Origin of the sequence: Streptomyces sp. MMG1533 (assembly GCF_001279775.1) — a bacterium.
Classification (GTDB): domain Bacteria; phylum Actinomycetota; class Actinomycetes; order Streptomycetales; family Streptomycetaceae; genus Streptomyces.
The window spans coordinates 24442-40349 of the sequence record NZ_LGDG01000017.1 but is presented as its reverse complement, the minus strand read 5'-3'; the positions used below and the strand labels follow the sequence as shown (position 1 = coordinate 40349).

Annotated in this window: 13 protein-coding genes; 4 read left to right on the top strand and 9 right to left on the bottom strand. The window is 71.0% G+C overall.

Translation table 11 applies throughout. The features are described from left to right. Positions 1-100 precede the first annotated feature (100 nt). Positions 101-1180, top strand: coding sequence for a CAP domain-containing protein (locus tag ADK57_RS04295; protein ID WP_053747981.1), 1080 nt, complete (start codon positions 101-103; stop codon positions 1178-1180). Between the two features lie 53 nt (positions 1181-1233). Here ADK57_RS04295 and ADK57_RS04290 read toward each other — a convergent pair whose 3' ends face one another. Continuing rightward, positions 1234-1818: a flavodoxin family protein gene (locus tag ADK57_RS04290; RefSeq protein ID WP_053747980.1), complete on the bottom strand. Its 585-nt coding sequence runs from the start codon at positions 1816-1818 to the stop codon at positions 1234-1236. A gap of 128 nt (positions 1819-1946) precedes the next feature. Here ADK57_RS04290 and ADK57_RS04285 point away from each other — a divergent pair, with 128 nt between their 5' ends. Continuing rightward, positions 1947-2348: a winged helix-turn-helix transcriptional regulator gene (locus ADK57_RS04285; RefSeq protein WP_053747979.1), complete on the top strand. Its 402-nt coding sequence runs from the start codon at positions 1947-1949 to the stop codon at positions 2346-2348. Here the strand turns inward: ADK57_RS04285 and mutM are convergent. From mutM to ADK57_RS04245, 8 genes are all read right to left on the bottom strand, one after another. Then, positions 2321-3181 carry a bifunctional DNA-formamidopyrimidine glycosylase/DNA-(apurinic or apyrimidinic site) lyase gene (mutM, locus tag ADK57_RS04280; RefSeq protein ID WP_053747978.1) on the bottom strand — a complete coding sequence of 287 codons (861 nt, stop codon included), beginning with the start codon at positions 3179-3181 and terminating at the stop codon, positions 2321-2323. The genes ADK57_RS04285 and mutM overlap by 28 nt on opposite strands. Before the next feature lie 81 nt (positions 3182-3262). Continuing rightward, a complete protein-coding gene (gene rnc / locus ADK57_RS04275; RefSeq protein ID WP_053747977.1) occupies positions 3263-4075 on the bottom strand; it encodes a ribonuclease III in 813 nt (270 codons plus the stop codon). A 19-nt stretch (positions 4076-4094) separates the two neighbouring features. After that, the gene (rpmF, locus tag ADK57_RS04270; RefSeq protein WP_006139588.1) at positions 4095-4268 is read right to left on the bottom strand and encodes a 50S ribosomal protein L32; all 174 of its coding nucleotides are present in this window, start codon (positions 4266-4268) and stop codon (positions 4095-4097) included. 2 nt (positions 4269-4270) lie between these two features. After that, the gene (locus ADK57_RS04265; RefSeq protein ID WP_053747976.1) at positions 4271-4915 is read right to left on the bottom strand and encodes a YceD family protein; all 645 of its coding nucleotides are present in this window, start codon (positions 4913-4915) and stop codon (positions 4271-4273) included. A gap of 164 nt (positions 4916-5079) precedes the next feature. After that, entirely contained in the window at positions 5080-6138 is a 1059-nt protein-coding gene (locus tag ADK57_RS04260) for an ATP synthase F0 subunit B (protein ID WP_053747975.1), read from the bottom strand. 98 nt (positions 6139-6236) lie between these two features. Beyond that, on the bottom strand, positions 6237-6716 hold the full coding sequence (gene coaD, locus ADK57_RS04255) for a pantetheine-phosphate adenylyltransferase (RefSeq protein ID WP_053747974.1): 480 nt from the start codon (positions 6714-6716) through the stop codon (positions 6237-6239). A 26-nt stretch (positions 6717-6742) separates the two neighbouring features. Continuing rightward, positions 6743-7327, bottom strand: coding sequence for a 16S rRNA (guanine(966)-N(2))-methyltransferase RsmD (gene rsmD, locus ADK57_RS04250; RefSeq protein WP_053747973.1), 585 nt, complete (start codon positions 7325-7327; stop codon positions 6743-6745). Positions 7328-7404: 77 nt separating this feature from the next. Next, positions 7405-10638 carry a helicase-related protein gene (locus ADK57_RS04245; protein WP_053747972.1) on the bottom strand — a complete coding sequence of 1078 codons (3234 nt, stop codon included), beginning with the start codon at positions 10636-10638 and terminating at the stop codon, positions 7405-7407. A 165-nt stretch (positions 10639-10803) separates the two neighbouring features. Here ADK57_RS04245 and ADK57_RS04240 point away from each other — a divergent pair, with 165 nt between their 5' ends. Both ADK57_RS04240 and ADK57_RS04235 read left to right on the top strand, forming a co-directional pair. Then, positions 10804-12630: an HSP90 family protein gene (locus ADK57_RS04240; protein ID WP_078972939.1), complete on the top strand. Its 1827-nt coding sequence runs from the start codon at positions 10804-10806 to the stop codon at positions 12628-12630. Next, positions 12630-15908 carry a proline-rich domain-containing protein gene (locus ADK57_RS04235; RefSeq protein ID WP_053747970.1) on the top strand — a complete coding sequence of 1093 codons (3279 nt, stop codon included), beginning with the start codon at positions 12630-12632 and terminating at the stop codon, positions 15906-15908. The genes ADK57_RS04240 and ADK57_RS04235 overlap by 1 nt, the downstream gene beginning before the upstream one ends.

Sequence of the window (15908 nt, the reverse complement as noted above, 5' to 3'; positions counted from 1 at the left end):
ACCCAATGAATCTCATACGAAACTCACTCGATCGTGTGAGTTTTGTGAGCTTGGTTGACCGGGGGGACGCGTCGACCGCCAGGACGAGGAAGGCAAGGACATGGGACGCCACCGACGCTCCGCCGCCGGCCGCGCCGCCACGGGCCGCGCCACGGGGGTCACAGAAACGCACGGCTTCTCCACGGTGAGCCACGGACACCACGACTCGTACCCGGGGGACCACCCGCCGATAGGCACCGCCACCTATCTGCACCCCGAGGAGCACGCCGAGGCCAACGCGAGGAGCGACGCCTACCTCTTCGCGACGGAGGAGGACTACGCCGCCTACCGGGGCGAGGGCTTCACGCCCGACGACGGCCCTCGGCGCGGCGGCTCGCACCGTCGCCGCAAGAAGCGGGCCGCGCCGGTGAAGACCGGTCTGCTCGGCGTCTCCGCGGCGGTCGCCCTCGGCACCGTCGCGGTCGCCACCGGCGCGGTGCCCGGCCTGGACAACTACAAGCTGGGCGGGGGCAGCAGCAGCGGCGCCGACAAGGTGCAGGCCGCGGACTCGCCGACCAGCATCGCGACCGAGCAGGGCGGCACCTCCGGCAGCGCCGAGAGCCGTGACGACGACGCGTCGACCAGTCGCAACGCCGACCGCTCCGCCTCGCCGTCGCCCTCCCCCTCGACGTCCTCGGCCGCGCCGACCGAGACGCCGTCGAAGAAGCCGAAGGCCACGCCCAGCAAGAAGCCGAAGACGACCCCCTCGCGTGCCGCCACCAAGGCGCCGGAGGAGACCAGTGCCCCCGTGACGGTGTCCGCGGAGACCGCCGCCGCGGTCGAGGTGCTGAAGCTCGTCAACGAGGAGCGGGCGAAGGTGGGCTGCAGCGCGGTCGCCGCGAACAGCTCACTGGCCGACCTGGCCCAGGCCTTCAGCAAGGACATGGCCGCCCGCGGCTTCTTCGACCACACCGATCCCGACGGGGCGAGCCCGTGGGACCGCGCCGCGAAGGCGGGCATCACCGACCTCGGCGGCGAGAACATCGCCCGGGGGCAGGCCGACGCCGCCGCGGTGATGGAAGCCTGGATGAACAGCCCCGGCCACAAGGCCAACATCCTGAACTGCGACTTCAAGACGCTCGGGGTCGGCGTGCACTTCGGGTCGGGTGGCCCTTGGTGGACGCAGGACTTCGGGTACTAGAGCCTGTCCGACCAGGTCGCCCGGCCCGTCCGAAGGGCGGGCCCGGCGACGGCTCAGGCGGCGGCGCGCCCCTGAAGGAACACCCGTGCCGTCTCCGTCACCCGGCGCCCCAGGTGTTCCGCCGTCGCCACGTCGGCCTTGTGGACGGCGTCCGGGCCCTCGTCGACGTTGGTCTGCGCGGCGGCACCCGCGAAGACGCCGAGGCGGTTGAGGTCGTGCTCGGAGCCCTCGCTGTTGTTCCAGCCCGGGTGCAGGCCGAGGTTGACCCAGTGCATGCCGTGCTGACCGGCGAGGATCTGGAAGAACTGCAGGGTGTGCAGCTTGTCGCCGCTCTTGGAACCGGAATTGGTGAAGCCGGCGGCCAGCTTGTCCTTCCAGTCCTGCCCGAACCAGCGCTTCGAGGACGCCTCGGCGAAGACGTGGAAGGCGCCGGACGCGGTGCCCATGTAGGTCGGCGAGCCGAAGACGATGGCGTCCGAGCCGTCCAGAGCCGCCCACTGCTCGTCGGTGATCTCGTCGACCTTGATCAGATGCACCTCGGCACCGGCCTCGACCGCACCCGAGCGGATGGCCTCGGCGAGAACGGCGGTGTGGCCGAAGCCGGAGTGGTAGGCGATGGAGACAACGGGGGTGGTCACGATGCGTACTCCTGACATAGGCAGCTCACCGGCGATATAGGCAGCTCACCGGCGATGACGAAAGGAAAGCACTAACTTTCAGTTAGTGCAACCTATCGGTTAGCGCTGCATTCGCGTACGCTGGGGACATGGACACCACGCAGGAGCGCACGGAGGCGCAGGACCTCCCGTACAACGTGTTCGCCAAGGCCTGCCCCTCGCGCGGCACCCTGGAGCACGTCACGGGCCGCTGGGGCGCGCTCACCCTCGGCGCCCTGCACGAGGGGTCGTTGCGCTTCAACGAACTGCGCCGCCGCGTGGACGGCGTGAGCGAGAAGATGCTCTCCCAGACGCTGCACGCCCTGGAGCGTGACGGCCTGGTGCGCCGCGAGGCCCAGCCCACCAACCCGCCCCGCGTGGACTACGAACTGACCCCGCTCGGACGCGAGGTCGCCGCGCGGCTGATCGGCCTCATCCAGTTCGTGGAGGGGCGGATGGACGACGTCCTCACGGCCCGCGAGCGCTACGACGAGACGCGCGGCGCCCGCTGACACCTCGGGCAGAAGTAGCTGGACCGGTTCATCCAGGGGCGTCGGCGCATCGGCGTGGCGCAGCGCTTGCAGGGCAGGCCCTCGCGTCCGTACGCGTCGAGCGAGCGGTCGAAGTACCCCGACTCCCCGTTGACGTTGACATAGAGACTGTCGAAGCTCGTCCCGCCCACGGCGAGGGCCGCGTTCATCACGTCCCGGACGTGGCCCAGGAGTTCGGCGGTGCGCGGCCGGGTGAAGTTCGCGGTGGGGCGCTCGTAGTGGATGCGGGCGCGCCAAAGGGCCTCGTCCGCATAGATGTTGCCGACGCCGCTGATCAACGACTGGTCGAGCAGGGCCCGTTTGATGGTGCTGCGCTTACGGCGCAGGGCCTGGTGGAAGACCTCGTCGTCGAACTGCGGGTCGAGGGGGTCGCGGGCGATGTGCGCGATGACGTCGGGCAGGCCGTCCGGGGTGGTGTCGTGCAACGACAGGCCGCCGAAGGTGCGTTGGTCGACGAAGCGGAGTTCCGTGTCCACCTCGTCGGCGAACCGGACCCGGATCCTGAGGTGCTTCTCGTCGGGCGCCGCGTGCGGCTGGACCAGGAGCTGCCCGCTCATGCCGAGGTGCGCCAGGATCGCCTGATCGGTGTCCTCCAGCGGCAGCCACAGGTACTTGCCGCGACGGCTGGGGACGCCGATGCGGTGGCCCTTGAGACGATGGGCGAAGTCGTCGGCGCCGGCGAGGTGACGGCGTACCGCACGCGGGTGCAGTACCTCGGCCTCGGCGACCGTCCGATGGGCGACCCACCGCTCCAGACCGCGCCGTACGACCTCGACCTCGGGCAACTCGGGCATGGGCTCCCCCGTCACTAACCGGTGTATGAGTCGAGCGCCCGCCCCTGACAGGGGGCGGGCGCTCGGATTGCGCTTGTTCGGTCAGGCGGAGACGGACGACGGACCCTCGCCGTCCTGGGCGACCCGCTCGGCCGCCTCCTTGGCTCGCTCGTCCGCGGCGGCCCGAATGGCCCGCCAGGCGGACTCCGCGGCCTGCTGCTCCGCCTCCTTCTTGCTGCGGCCGGTGCCGGTGCCGTACGAGACGCCTCCGACGCGGGCGGCAGCAGTGAAGGTCTTCTCGTGGTCGGGGCCGGTCTCCGTGACCAGGTACTCGGGGACACCGAGGCCTTCGGTCGCGGTGAGCTCCTGGAGACTGGTCTTCCAGTCCAGGCCGGCTCCGAGGTTCGAGGACTTCTCGATCAGCGGGTCGAACAGGCGGTGCACCAACTCCGCCGCCGAGTCCAGACCTTGGTCGAGATAGACCGCGCCGATCACCGCTTCCAGGGTGTCGGCAAGGATGGACGCCTTGTCCCGGCCGCCCGTGCCCTCTTCACCGCGGCCGAGCCGGATGAAGGAACCCAGGTCGAGCCCACGGCCGACCTCCGCCAGCGCACGCGAGTTGACCACCGCGGCCCGCAACTTGGCCAGTTGGCCTTCGGGCAGGTCGGGGTGGGTGCGATACAGCGTGTCCGTGACCACCAGGCCGAGCACGGAGTCCCCGAGGAACTCCAGGCGCTCGTTGGTGGGCAGACCGCCGTTCTCGTACGCGTACGAACGGTGGGTCAGCGCACGCACCAGAAGGGCGGACTCGAGCTTGTACCCGAGCCGCCCTTCCAACAGCGTGTGGGACGAGGCCGTGTTGTCCGCCGGGCTGCTCCCGCTCTCGCGGGGAGCGTTCTTCTTTGGCGTGGACACTGTGCCTCTCACCAGCCGCTCAGACCTCGAGGACCTGGCGCTTGTTATAGGTGCCGCAAGCCGGGCACGCGATGTGCTGCAGCTTGGGCTCGTGGCAGCGCTCGCACGCAACCAGGGTGGGGACCGCAGCCTTCCACTGCGACCGGCGGTGGCGCGTGTTGCTGCGCGACATCTTCCGCTTCGGAACAGCCACGGCTACTTCTCCTGCTTCTCGTCGACGCCGGCTTCGGCGCCGCTCATCTCGTCCTTCTCGCCGTCTCCGAGTGAACCGGCGAGTCCCTGCAGTGCCGCCCAACGGATGTCGACGGCGTCATGGTGGTGGGCCGGGTCGTCCGTGAGCCGCGCTCCGCACTCGGAGCACAGGCCCAGACAGTCTTCCTGGCACACCGGCTGCATCGGCAGTGCGAGCACCACCGCATCACGCAGCACGGGTTCGAGGTCGAACAAACCGTCCTCGATGAAGAGCCTGTCCTCGTCGTCCTCGGCGTCGTCGGCCGGCTCCGCCTTGGGGCGGCCCCGGTCGTCGGCGTCAGGGTACGAGAACATCTCCTGGAAGTCCGCTTCGAGCGACAGCTCAAGCGGCTCCAGACACCTTACGCACTCCCCCTTGGCCAGTGCACGGGCGGTGCCTGTGACAAGCACCCCTTCCATGACCGACTCGAGGCGGAGATCGAGCTTCACCGGGGCACCTTCCGGCACTCCGATGACCTCCTGGATCCCGAGATCCTTGGGGGCGTCGACCTCGCGGGTCAGGCGCTGCAGCGCGCCAGGACGCCGCCCCAGCTCGTGCGTGTCGAACACGAGAGGGTTGCGGTGGTCGAGGCGGGCGTTCAGAGCCATTCCTGCTTTCGATCTTCTGAGCTCGGGGGACGCTGCCCTTCGGTGTTCCCGGGCAGCGGTGATCGCGGACGTACACGCGACCGAAGAGCCAGGATACTGGACCTTTCGCTCACGACCCAATCCGGTCTGCCCTCCCGGCCACCGCCCCTTCTTGAAAGGGCTGATCAGCCGTTTCCGCGCCCCTGCTCGAAGGCCCGCAGCTGCTCCGCACTGATCATGCCGGTGTCGAAGAGGCTGGTCTCGTCGAGAGCGGGCATCTGCTGCTGCTCGGCGTAGCCCTGCTGGGCCTGGTGCGGGTCGTATGCGCCCTGCTGACCGTCGTAGCCCTGATAGGCGTACGGGTCGGCCTGCTGGTAGCCGTACGTGTCCTGCTGGGCGCCGTACTGCTGCTGGTAGCCGTAGGGGTCGGCGGCCTGCTGCTGGTAGCCGTAGGCCGGCTGCTGCTCGTACTGCTGGGGTACGGGCTGCTCGGCGGGCGCGGCCTGGGCGGCCGCGGTGTCCGCCTCCGCGAGGGCGGTGAGGTCGGCCAGGTAGTCGGCGTCGCTGGAGTGCTGGACGGTGCCGAGGTCGTCGGCGAGGGCGCCGAGGTCGTCCGTGGCGATCCGGCCGTGCAGCTTCTGGCGGCCGCGGCCGACGGCCTCCAGGGTCTTGGCCAGGACCGCCTCGAAGGCGCCGAGCTTGACGTCGACGTAGTCGTCCGCCGTGCGGCGCAGGGTTTCCGGGTCGTGGCTGCGCTCGGGAGCGTCCTCGTCCTCGTAGCCCTGCTCGTCGACGCCGGGTCCGGTGCCGAGGAGCTTCTCGCGGCCGCGGCCCACCGAACCGAGGGTCTTGGTGAGGACGACCTCGAAGTTGGCGAGCTTGGAGTCGACGTAGTCGTCGGCCTCCGCGCGGACGTCCTCGGCTTCCTTGCGGGCCTCGGCGAGGATGCGGTCGGCCTCGGCCTGAGAGCGGCGGGCGACCTCCGTGTCGGAGATCAGGGAGCCGCGCTCGGCGTGCGCCTGCCCGATGATCCGCTCGGCCTCCTGGCGGGCCTGCTCGACCATCTGCTCGCGGTCGCCGATCAGCTCCTGGGCCTGCGCGAGGGAGCCGGGCAGGGCCTGGCGCAGCTCTTCGAGCATCGAGAGCAGTTCGGCGCGGTTTACCACGCACGAGGCCGACATGGGCATCGACCGGGCGCCCGAGACCGAGGTCACGATCTCGTCGAGCTTCTTCTGCACGTCCACCTGTGCTCGCCACTCTCTACAGCTGTGTTGGAGACGGACGGAACGACTGTACGGCCATGGGGCGGCCGTCCGACACCGGGTGACGGGCCGTCAGATGCTCAGTCCTTCTTCAGGCGTTCGGTCAGGGCCTCGAAGACCACCGGCGGCACCAGGTGGGAGACGTCTCCGCCCCAGGTCGCGACCTCCTTGACCAGGGAGGACGACAGGAAACTGTAGGTCGGGTTGGTCGGGACGAAGAGCGTCTCGATACCCGAGAGGCCGATGTTCATCTGGGCCATCTGCAGCTCGTAGTCGAAGTCGCTCACCGCGCGCAGACCCTTGACGATGGCCGGGATGTCGCGCTGCTTGCAGAAGTCGACGAGGAGGCCGTGGAAGGCCTCGACCCGGACGTTCTCGTACTCGGCGGTGACCTGGCGGATCAGGCCGATCCGTTCGTCGACCTCGAACAGGCCCTTCTTGGATTTGTTGATCATGACCGCGACATAGACCTCGTCGTACAGACGGGAGGCGCGGGAAATGATGTCGAGGTGTCCGTTGGTGATCGGGTCGAACGACCCGGGACAGACGGCGCGGCGCACTTGAGATCCCTCGCTCTCCGGTCCGGTCATCGTGCGTCTTCGCACGTAGAGGCGGCGCGACCGTACCAAAACGTTCCCTCGCCGTAGCGACGGGCCCGGATCGCGTCGAAACCGTCCGGCCACCTGAATTCGCCGCCTCTGGTGCTGCGCTCCACGGTGACGAGGGCATCGGGCGCGAGCCAGCCCTCCGTGCGGAGTGTGAGCAGAATCTCCCGAAGATCGTCGTCCGTTACGGCGTACGGCGGGTCCAGGAAGACGAGGTCGTACGGCTGTGCCGGCGGCGTCTGGATCACCTGCTGGGCCTTGCCCGCCCGGACCTCGGCGCCGGGCAGGCCCAGGCTCTTCACGTTCTCCCGGACGATGCGGGCGGCCCGGGCGTCGGCCTCGACGAGCAGGGTGTGGCCGGCTCCGCGGGACAGCGCCTCCAGGCCGACGGCACCGGAACCGGCGTACAGGTCGAGGACCCGTTCACCGTCCAGCGGGCCGCCGAGCAGGGACTGCCAGGTGGAGAAGAGGCCCTCTCGCGCGCGGTCGGAGGTGGGGCGGGTGCCGGTTCCCGGTGGGACGGCCAGGCGGCGTCCGCCGGCTGCGCCGGCGATCACGCGGGTCATGTCCTCGGTCCTTGTCCGTACGTCGGTGGAGCTTGGTGGGGTTCCAGTCTCTCAGCCCGAGAGCTGTGCGCGCCGGGTCACCCCTTGTCGAGGTACTGCTCCCTCTCCTCGTCCAGCAGGGCGTCCAGGGCCGTGCGCAGGCCCGGGAGGCTGGTGAGGTCCGGGTCGGCGGTGACGAGGGTGGTGGCCTCCTCGCGGGCCTCGGCGATGATCTCCTCGTCCTCGATGACGGCGAGCATCCGCAGGCTGGAGCGGGTGCCGGACTGGGCCTGGCCGAGGACGTCACCCTCACGGCGCTGTTCGAGGTCGATGCGGGAGAGCTCGAAGCCGTCGAGGGTGGCGGCCACGGCGTTCAGCCGCTGGCGGGCCGCGCTCGCCTCCGGCATCTCGCTGACCAGGAGGCACAGGCCGGCCGCCGAGCCACGGCCGACGCGGCCGCGCAGCTGGTGCAGCTGGGAGACGCCGAAGCGGTCGGCGTCCATGATCACCATCGCGGTGGCGTTGGGCACGTTGACCCCGACCTCGATGACCGTGGTGGCGACCAGGACGTCGGTCTCCCCGGCGGCGAAGCGGCGCATGACGGCGTCCTTGTCGTCGGGGGGCATACGGCCGTGCAGAACCTCGACCTTGAGGCCGCCGAGGGGTCCCTTGGCGAGCTGGTCGGCGACTTCGAGGACGGCGAGGGGCGGGCGCTTCTCGGCCTCGTCCTCGGGGGACTTCTTCTTGCCGGCCTTCTTGGGGTCGTCCTCCTCGTCCCCGATGCGGGGGCAGACGACGTACGCCTGGTGGCCGTTCTCGACCTCCTCGCGCACGCGCTCCCAGGCCCGGGCCAGGAAGTGCGGCTTGTCGGCGGCCGGGACGACATGGCTGGCGATGGGTGAGCGCCCGGCCGGGAGCTGGTCGAGGACCGAGGTCTCCAGGTCGCCGAAGACGGTCATGGCGACCGTGCGCGGAATGGGCGTGGCGGTCATGACGAGCAGGTGGGGCGGCTGCTTGCCCTTGCCGCGCAGGGCATCGCGCTGCTCCACGCCGAACCGGTGCTGTTCGTCGACCACGACCAGGCCGAGGTCGTGGAACTGCACCTTGTCCTCGATCAGCGCATGCGTGCCGATCACGATGCCGGCCTCGCCGGTGACGAGATCGAGCAGGGCCTGGCGGCGGGCGGCCGCGCCCATGGACCCGGTGAGCAGCACCACCTTGGTGGCCCGCTCGGCGCCGCCCAGCATCCCGCCCTCGGCCAACTCCCCCATCATCTCGACGACCGACCGGTGATGCTGCTGGGCCAGCACCTCGGTGGGGGCCAACATGGCGGCCTGGCCGCCCGCGTCGACTGTGGCGAGCATGGCGCGGAGAGCCACCATCGTGTTGTGGGTGACCGTGAAGTTGTCCGTGACGTATGCATGACTCGGGTGAGCGACGCTGATGCACTGAACGGGTTTTCGCCCCACGTGCTCCACAGCACGGATCCCTCTTCGGAAGGTGTTGTGCTCGGGGCGCAAACGCACCCGCTCGGCCTTCCGCGTGAGCCGGAACGGTGCGTACTCCTCGGGAAGAGCCACCGAGACGTTGAAGGCGGCCTTTTCCGGAAGGACGCGGGCCCTACCGCCGAGCGAGCGGACCAGCCAGGCAACGTCCTCGGCGAGCCTGCGCGAGGCTGAACAGAGCGAGATGCTCAAGCCATCCTTGCCGACGGTGCCGTCTGTATCCAGAAGGCCTTGCAGCAGCGCGAGACGGTTCTTGATCGACGTGTTCTTGAACTCGTCGGGAACGAATTTCCCGTGCGATGTCACACCCCACAGGTTGAGCTCACGCAGGGTTTGAATCACAGGATTGAGCACACCTCCCGCCCGATGTGCCGGCTGAATCGTATGGTCACGACGGGACCCCTTCACGGGGACCAGCCGGCAGTCGGGCGCCACGGCTGTCGCCGCAGCGTCACGGATCTCGTCGTCGACGGTCGCCAGGCGCAGGTCGTGCCGGAATGATCCGTCCCCCAAGAGGAGACCGCACAGGTACGGATCGAGGGGCGGCCCCGAGTCATCTCCGAGATCAACCGGGACAGCCGCTGGGAGATACCACTTCGAAGAGCCGTCGGCTTCGAAGGTGTCCAGCCGGATCTCCCGAGTCGTCATGACCTTGGGAGCCTGCCCCCGGTGCCAACCACAACTCGTGCCGACGATCCAGAGATGCTCGTCGTCGCACTCGACAGAGCTTCCGTCGGACAGGACCAGGCGCCAGACCTCTCGCTCTCCTTGCGGGAAGACACCGTCGATCAGTGCGATCTCCCCGTCCGGCACGACAACCTCGTCCCTCACCCTCAAGTCCCCCATGCGGCGAAAACCGGCAGGGGTCAGCACGAGTGAGTCAAGCGGCTGTGCCTTGCCCGAGCCGACCTCGCCCTGGAGCAGCCGGTGCATCGGATGGTCCGTCGCCAGGTCGTCGAAGATCTCCCTGGAGACCTTCTGCTGGCCGTCGGTGAGGGTGAAGGGGAGGCGGGCGTCGAAGGCCGTGAGGAGGCCTTCGGGGGCGGGTTTGCGGGGGACCGCGGGGAGCAGGGCGTCGGCATGGCGGCGGCGGGCGAGGGCGACCTGGAGGACGAAGGCCTCGTCCCACTTGAGGCGGGAGCGGGCGTCGTCGATGTCGGCCTTGGTGTGGGGGCGGTGGATCTTGAGGAGGGCCTCGGGCAGGGAGACCAGTCCACGGCCCTCGCGCAGCGAGTCCGGGAGGGGGTCGAGGGCTTCCTGGGCGCTCGGCAGGACCGTCTGGAGCGCCTTGCCGATCTTCCAGGACTCCAGTTTGGCGGTGGCCGGGTAGATCGGGATGAGGGCGCCGGCCCAGGTGTCGACGGCCTCCTCGCTGTCGCCTCGGAGCAATTCGTACGCCGGGTGTGCGAGTTGGAGGCGGCGGTTGAAGACGGAGACCTTGCCCGCGAACAGCGCGCGTGTGCCCGGCAGGAGTTCCTTGTGGGGCTTGTGAACGCCGTTGCCGAAGAAGACCAGTTGGAGTCGGCCGCTGCCGTCCGTGATGGTCACCTCGAGGCGCTGGCCCTTGCCGCGCGGGGCCTTGGCCGAAGCGAAGGTGTGCAGGCGGGCGTCGGCGACCTGGGCGACCACGGTGACGTGCTCGTCCATGGGGAGGTCGGCGAGGTGGGTGAGCTGGCCCCGCTCCTCGTATCTGCGCGGGTAGTGGTGCAGGAGGTCGCCGACGGTGTGCAGGCCGAGGTGCTCGGCCATCACCTTCGCGGTGGCGGGGCCGAGCACTGCCTTCAATGGTTGTTCTAGTGGTTCTTCCAGTGCGGGCACGAGATCCATTGCACACCACGGCACTGACAATGCCGTATACGTCTCGGGAAACCCCTGGTCAGACGGCTGGTTGGGGCTTAGGATGGCGCGCCCTAGGCCATCCCCGCGGTCACCGCCTCACACGGGACCGCCCGACCCCGCGCCGTCGCCCGACCCCCCACCGGCGCAGCGACGATGGACTCCCAGACCTCACAGCCTTCCCCGGCACCCCAGTCACCCCATACGTTCCAGGTCGACCTGCGCGGTCTCGTGGACCTGCTCTCCCATCACCTCTACTCCAGCCCCAAGGTCTATCTTCGCGAGCTGCTGCAGAACGCGGTGGACGCGATCACCGCCCGGCGGGCCGAGCAGCCCGACGCTCCGGCGCGCGTGCGGCTGTACGCCGAGGGCGGGTCCCTGCGTGTCGAGGACTCCGGGGTCGGGCTCACCGAGGCGGACGTGCACACCCTCCTCGCCACCATCGGGCGCAGCTCCAAGCGCGCCGACGGACTGCAGGAGGCCCGCTCCGACTTCCTCGGGCAGTTCGGCATCGGCCTGCTCGCCTGTTTCGTGGTCGCCGGGCGGATCCGGGTGGTCAGCCGCAGTGCGCGTACGCCCGATGCGGCGCCCGTGGAGTGGACGGCGAGCGACGACGGTTCGTACACCGTGCGGACGCTGCCGGACGAGGCCCGTCCGGAACCGGGCACCACGGTGCACCTGGTGGCGCGGGCCGGTGCCGGGGAGTGGCTCTCCGAGGAGCGTGTCCTCGCGCTGGCGCGGGACTTCGGCTCGTTGCTGCCGTACGACGTGCGGGTGGGCGACGAGGCGGTCACCGACCTGCCCGCGCCCTGGGACCGCACGTATCCGAGCCCCGCCACCCGAAGGGTGGCCCTGGCGCGGCACTGCTACGACCTGTTCGGGTTCACTCCGCTGGACTCGATCGAGCTGGACGTACCGCTCGCCGGGATCCGCGGGATGGCGTACGTCCTGCCGTCGGCGGTCAGTCCGGCCCAGCGGGCGACTCACCGCGTGCATCTGAAGGGCATGCTGCTGACCGAGCGGGGCGAACAGCTCCTGCCGGACTGGGCGTTCTTCGTGCGCTGCGTCCTGGACACGGACAGCCTGCGGCCCACGGCCTCGCGCGAGTCGCTGTACGAGGACGAGACGCTGGCCGCCGTACGGGAGGCGCTGGGCGAAAGGATCCGGTCCTGGCTGACGGGCCTGGCGGCCGGTGATCCGGAGCGGCTGGACGCGTTCCTGTCGGTGCACCACCTGGGCGTGAAGTCGCTGGCGCGGCACGACCGGGAGATGCTGCGCACGATGCTGCCGTGGCTGCCCTTCGAGACGACCGACGGGCGGCTGTCCCTGGAGGAGTTCGCGCAGCGGCACCCGGTGGTGCACTTCACGCGGAGCGTCGAGGAGTACCGGCAGGTCGCGCCGATCGCGTCCGCGCAGGGCGTCGGAGTGATCAACGGCGGCTACACGTACGACAGTGAGCTGATCGAGGCGCTGCCGTCGGTACGGCCGGGGACGGTGGTCGCGGAGCTGGACGCCGACACCGTGACCGCGCATCTGGACGCGGTCGATCCGGCCGAGGAGCTGGCCCTGGCGGGCTTCCTGGCGGCCGCACGGGCCAAACTCGACCCCCTGGGCTGTGATGTCGTCCTGCGCGCCTTCCATCCGCTCTCCGTGCCCGCGCTGCACCTGGACGACCGGGCCGCGCGGCACGAGCAGGCCCGGGCGGAGGCCGAGGACCAGGCCGACGACCTGTGGGCGGGCATCCTCGGCTCGCTGCGGGGCAGCGCCCCGCGCGCGCGGCTGGTGCTCAACCACCTCAACCCGCTGATCCGGCGGATCAGTTCCCTGCGCGACCCCGAGCTGATCGGCACCGCCACCGAGTCCCTGTACGGACAGGCGCTGCTGATGGCGCAGCGGCCGCTCAGGCCCGCCGACTCGGCGCTGCTGAACCGGGCGTTCATCGGCCTCCTGGAATGGGCCACCCACGGCGAGGACGGTCACTGATGAGTGAGATCACGGACTTCGACGAGCTGCGCCGGGCAATGGCGGAGAACTCCGAGCAGCCGGAGGGACCGGCCCGCAACGCGCGCGCGGAGCAGCTGCTCGCCGAGGCGGAGAAGCTGAACATCCCGCTCGCGGTGATCGAGGCGCTCGGGCACCAGCTGAAGGTCTACAACTACAGCTCCGAGAAGGCCAAGATGTTCGTCCCCTTCGCGCGGCTGCTGCGCATGTGGGACGAGCGGCCCGAGGACTTCGACGAGTACGAGACGCACTCGCTGCACTGGGTCTTCAAGTGGATGTCGGCCGGCATGCTCGACCAGCCCCACATCCCGCTGGCCTCCATCGAGAAGTGGCTCGGCGAGATGGAGCACCGCTACCGGCTGGCCGGGCACTCCGAACGGGCCGTGCGCGGCGCCGAGTTCAGTGTGGCCGCGCACATCGGGGACGTGGCGCGGGCCGAGCGGGCGTACGCCGCGTGGCTGGCCGCCGACCGGGACGCCATGGCCGACTGCCACGCCTGCGAGCTGCACGGGCAGGGCTGGTGGCAGGCGGAGCGCGGGCGGGACGGGGAGGCGCTGGAGCTGTGGGCGCCGGTTCTGGAGGGCGCGTTCTCGTGCGCCCACGAGCCCCACACGGTCCTCGCGTCCTCCCTGGTGCCGCTGCTGCGGCTGGGCCGCGGGGACGAGGCGCGCGCCAACCATCTGCGGGGCTTCCGGCTCGTACGCGCCATGGAGAGCATGCGCGGCGCCTACGCGGACCACGTCGAGTTCTGCGCGCTGTCCGGCAACGAGGCGCGCGGCCTGGAGCTGCTCGCGGAGCGGCCGGCGTACTTCACGGACGACGGGCATCCGCGCAGCAAGCTGGACTTCATGGCCGTGGTGGCCCTGCTCATGGACCGCCTGACCGAGCTCGGGCTCGGCGACCAGCGGGTGCCCGGACCGGCCGACCGGGAGTGGAGCGCGCGCGAACTCGCCGCCCACGCGCGCGGGCAGGCCCTCGCGCTGGCCGCCCGCTTCGACGAGCGCAACGGCACGCGGCACGTCAGCGAGCGGGCGAGCGCGCGTATGGCACAGCGGCCGCTGGTGGAGCGGTTGCCGCTGGGCGTGCGGTCGGCGCGTGCGGTCTCGTCGCATCCCGTGGCGCCGCCGGTGGCCGTCACCCCTCAGGCGCCCGATCTGGCCGCGCTGCTCGCCGAGGCGCGACGGCTGTCGGACACCCTGCAGCCGAACGCCGTCGAGGCGTGGGCGGCCGTCGCGCAGGCCGCGGAAGGCGTCGAACTGGACGCCCGCGACCGCGCGGAGATCGCCGACCACGAGGCGATGGACCGGGGCCCCGAGGGCGTCGGCCTCTTCGAGCACGCCGCCGAGCTGTACGCGGAGGCGGGCGACCCCGGAGAGGCCCTGGCGGCACACGCGCGTGCGGCCTACGTCCGCGCCCTCATGGGCCACGTGGACGAGGCGCTGACGGCCGTCGCCGAGCCGTACGACGAGATCCTCGCGCTGTATGCGGAGGGCGGCACCGGCGTACGGCAGACGGCGTCGGTGCTGATGGGGCGGGCGCGGATTCTGATGCGGCGGGTGCAGGAGGTCGTCGAGTCCCTGGGAGACGACAGGGGCCTGGCCGACGAGTCGCAAGGGGAGCCGGCGCGGGGCGATGGCCCCTGGGACGAGACGGTCTCGGGCGACGGCCCTCGGGCCGCCGTGATCCCGGACGACGGCTCCCGGGGCGAGGCGCCCCCGGGCAGCGGTCACCAGGGCGAGACACTCCCAGGCGTCAACCCGCAGGGCACCAGCCCGGACGGCGACCCCCAAGGCGAGACACCCCCCGGCGACAACCCCCACGACACGACCCCGGACGGCGACCCCCAGGACGAGCCGGTCCCGGCCGGCGGCCCCCGGCGGGGCGTGGATCCGGTCGGCAGGTCCTCCGTGGGTTCGGTTCTCGCCGATGCCGAGGTGGCCGCGCGGGAAGTGCTGGCGCTGGTCGACGGGCACACCGGGGACGACGTACGGCTTGCTTCGCGGGCCGCCGAGGCGCAGGCGATGCTCGCGGAGCTGGCGGCGCACAGTGGGGACGTGGAGGTGGCCGCGGAGCTGTTCGCGCGGGCCGCGGCGGCGTTCGTGGGTGCGGGGCTGCCCTGGTTCGCGGTGGAGTACGAGGCCCGGCTGGCGGGGCTCGCACACCATCTCGGCGACCTGGCCGAGACGGAACGGGCGCTGCGGGCGGCCCTGGAGCACGGTGGTCCGCATCTGGAGGCGATCGGACGGGCCCAGCTGCACCTCCAGCTCGCCGAGGTCGTCGGCGGCAGAGGGCTGACGGAGGAGGCGGCCGAGCACGCCCTGGAGGCGGCGCACTGGGCCGACGAGGCCGGCGAGGGGCCGACGCTCGGCGCCTGGGCCCGGCAGCAGCTCGGCGGGTTCCTGCTGCGGCTGGGACGGTGGGCCGAGGCCGCGGAGGTGCTGGAGTCGGCGCTGCCCGACCTGAACGCCGAGACGCACGGCGACGGCGCGATCGTGCAGACGCAGTGGTGGCTCGGCGACTGTCTGAGCGAGCTCGGCGAACACCGCGCGGCAGCCGAACGGCGGCTCCAGGCAGCCGAGATCGCCCGGCACTGGCCCGAGCAGCACGACCACGCGACGCTCGCCCACCTCGCCGCCGAGTCCCTCGGTCACGCGGGGCAGCATTCCGACGCGGACCGGGCGTACGCGCGCGCGGGCGATCTCTGGCGGTCGCTCGGCAACGTCCACGGCCTCGTCCGCTCCCTGCGCGCCCGCGCGTGGCTCGCGCTACGTCCCGAGGAGGGGCCCGACGAGGCACGGGAGCTGATGGCGAGCGCCGTCCAGGAGTGCGAGACGGCGCTGGGCTCGGACGTGGCCGACGAGGACGCCCGGCAGCGGCTCGTCGCCGAACTGGGCCACACCCGCCGTCAGTTCGGCGACCTGCTGGCCCGTTCCGCGGCCGAGGACGCCGAGGACGACTCGATCCGGGCGGTGCTGGAGGAGTCCCTGGCCCAAGTGGCAGAGGCCATCGTGCTGTTCGCCTCCCTCGGGGCCGACGCCCTGCACAGCCGGACCGGCGCCGAACTCACCGCGGGCTGGCTGGAGGCCGACCTGAGCCGCCCCGCCCGGGCGGCCGCACGCGCGCGTGCGGTACTGGCGGCGTACGGCGCCGACGGGGACGAGGACGACGTGGCCGAGGCGCGACTGGCCGAGGCCCGGCAGCTGCTCCAGGTCGTGGAGGAACAGGCGGCGGCACAGGCGGACGAGCAACCGGCCGACTAG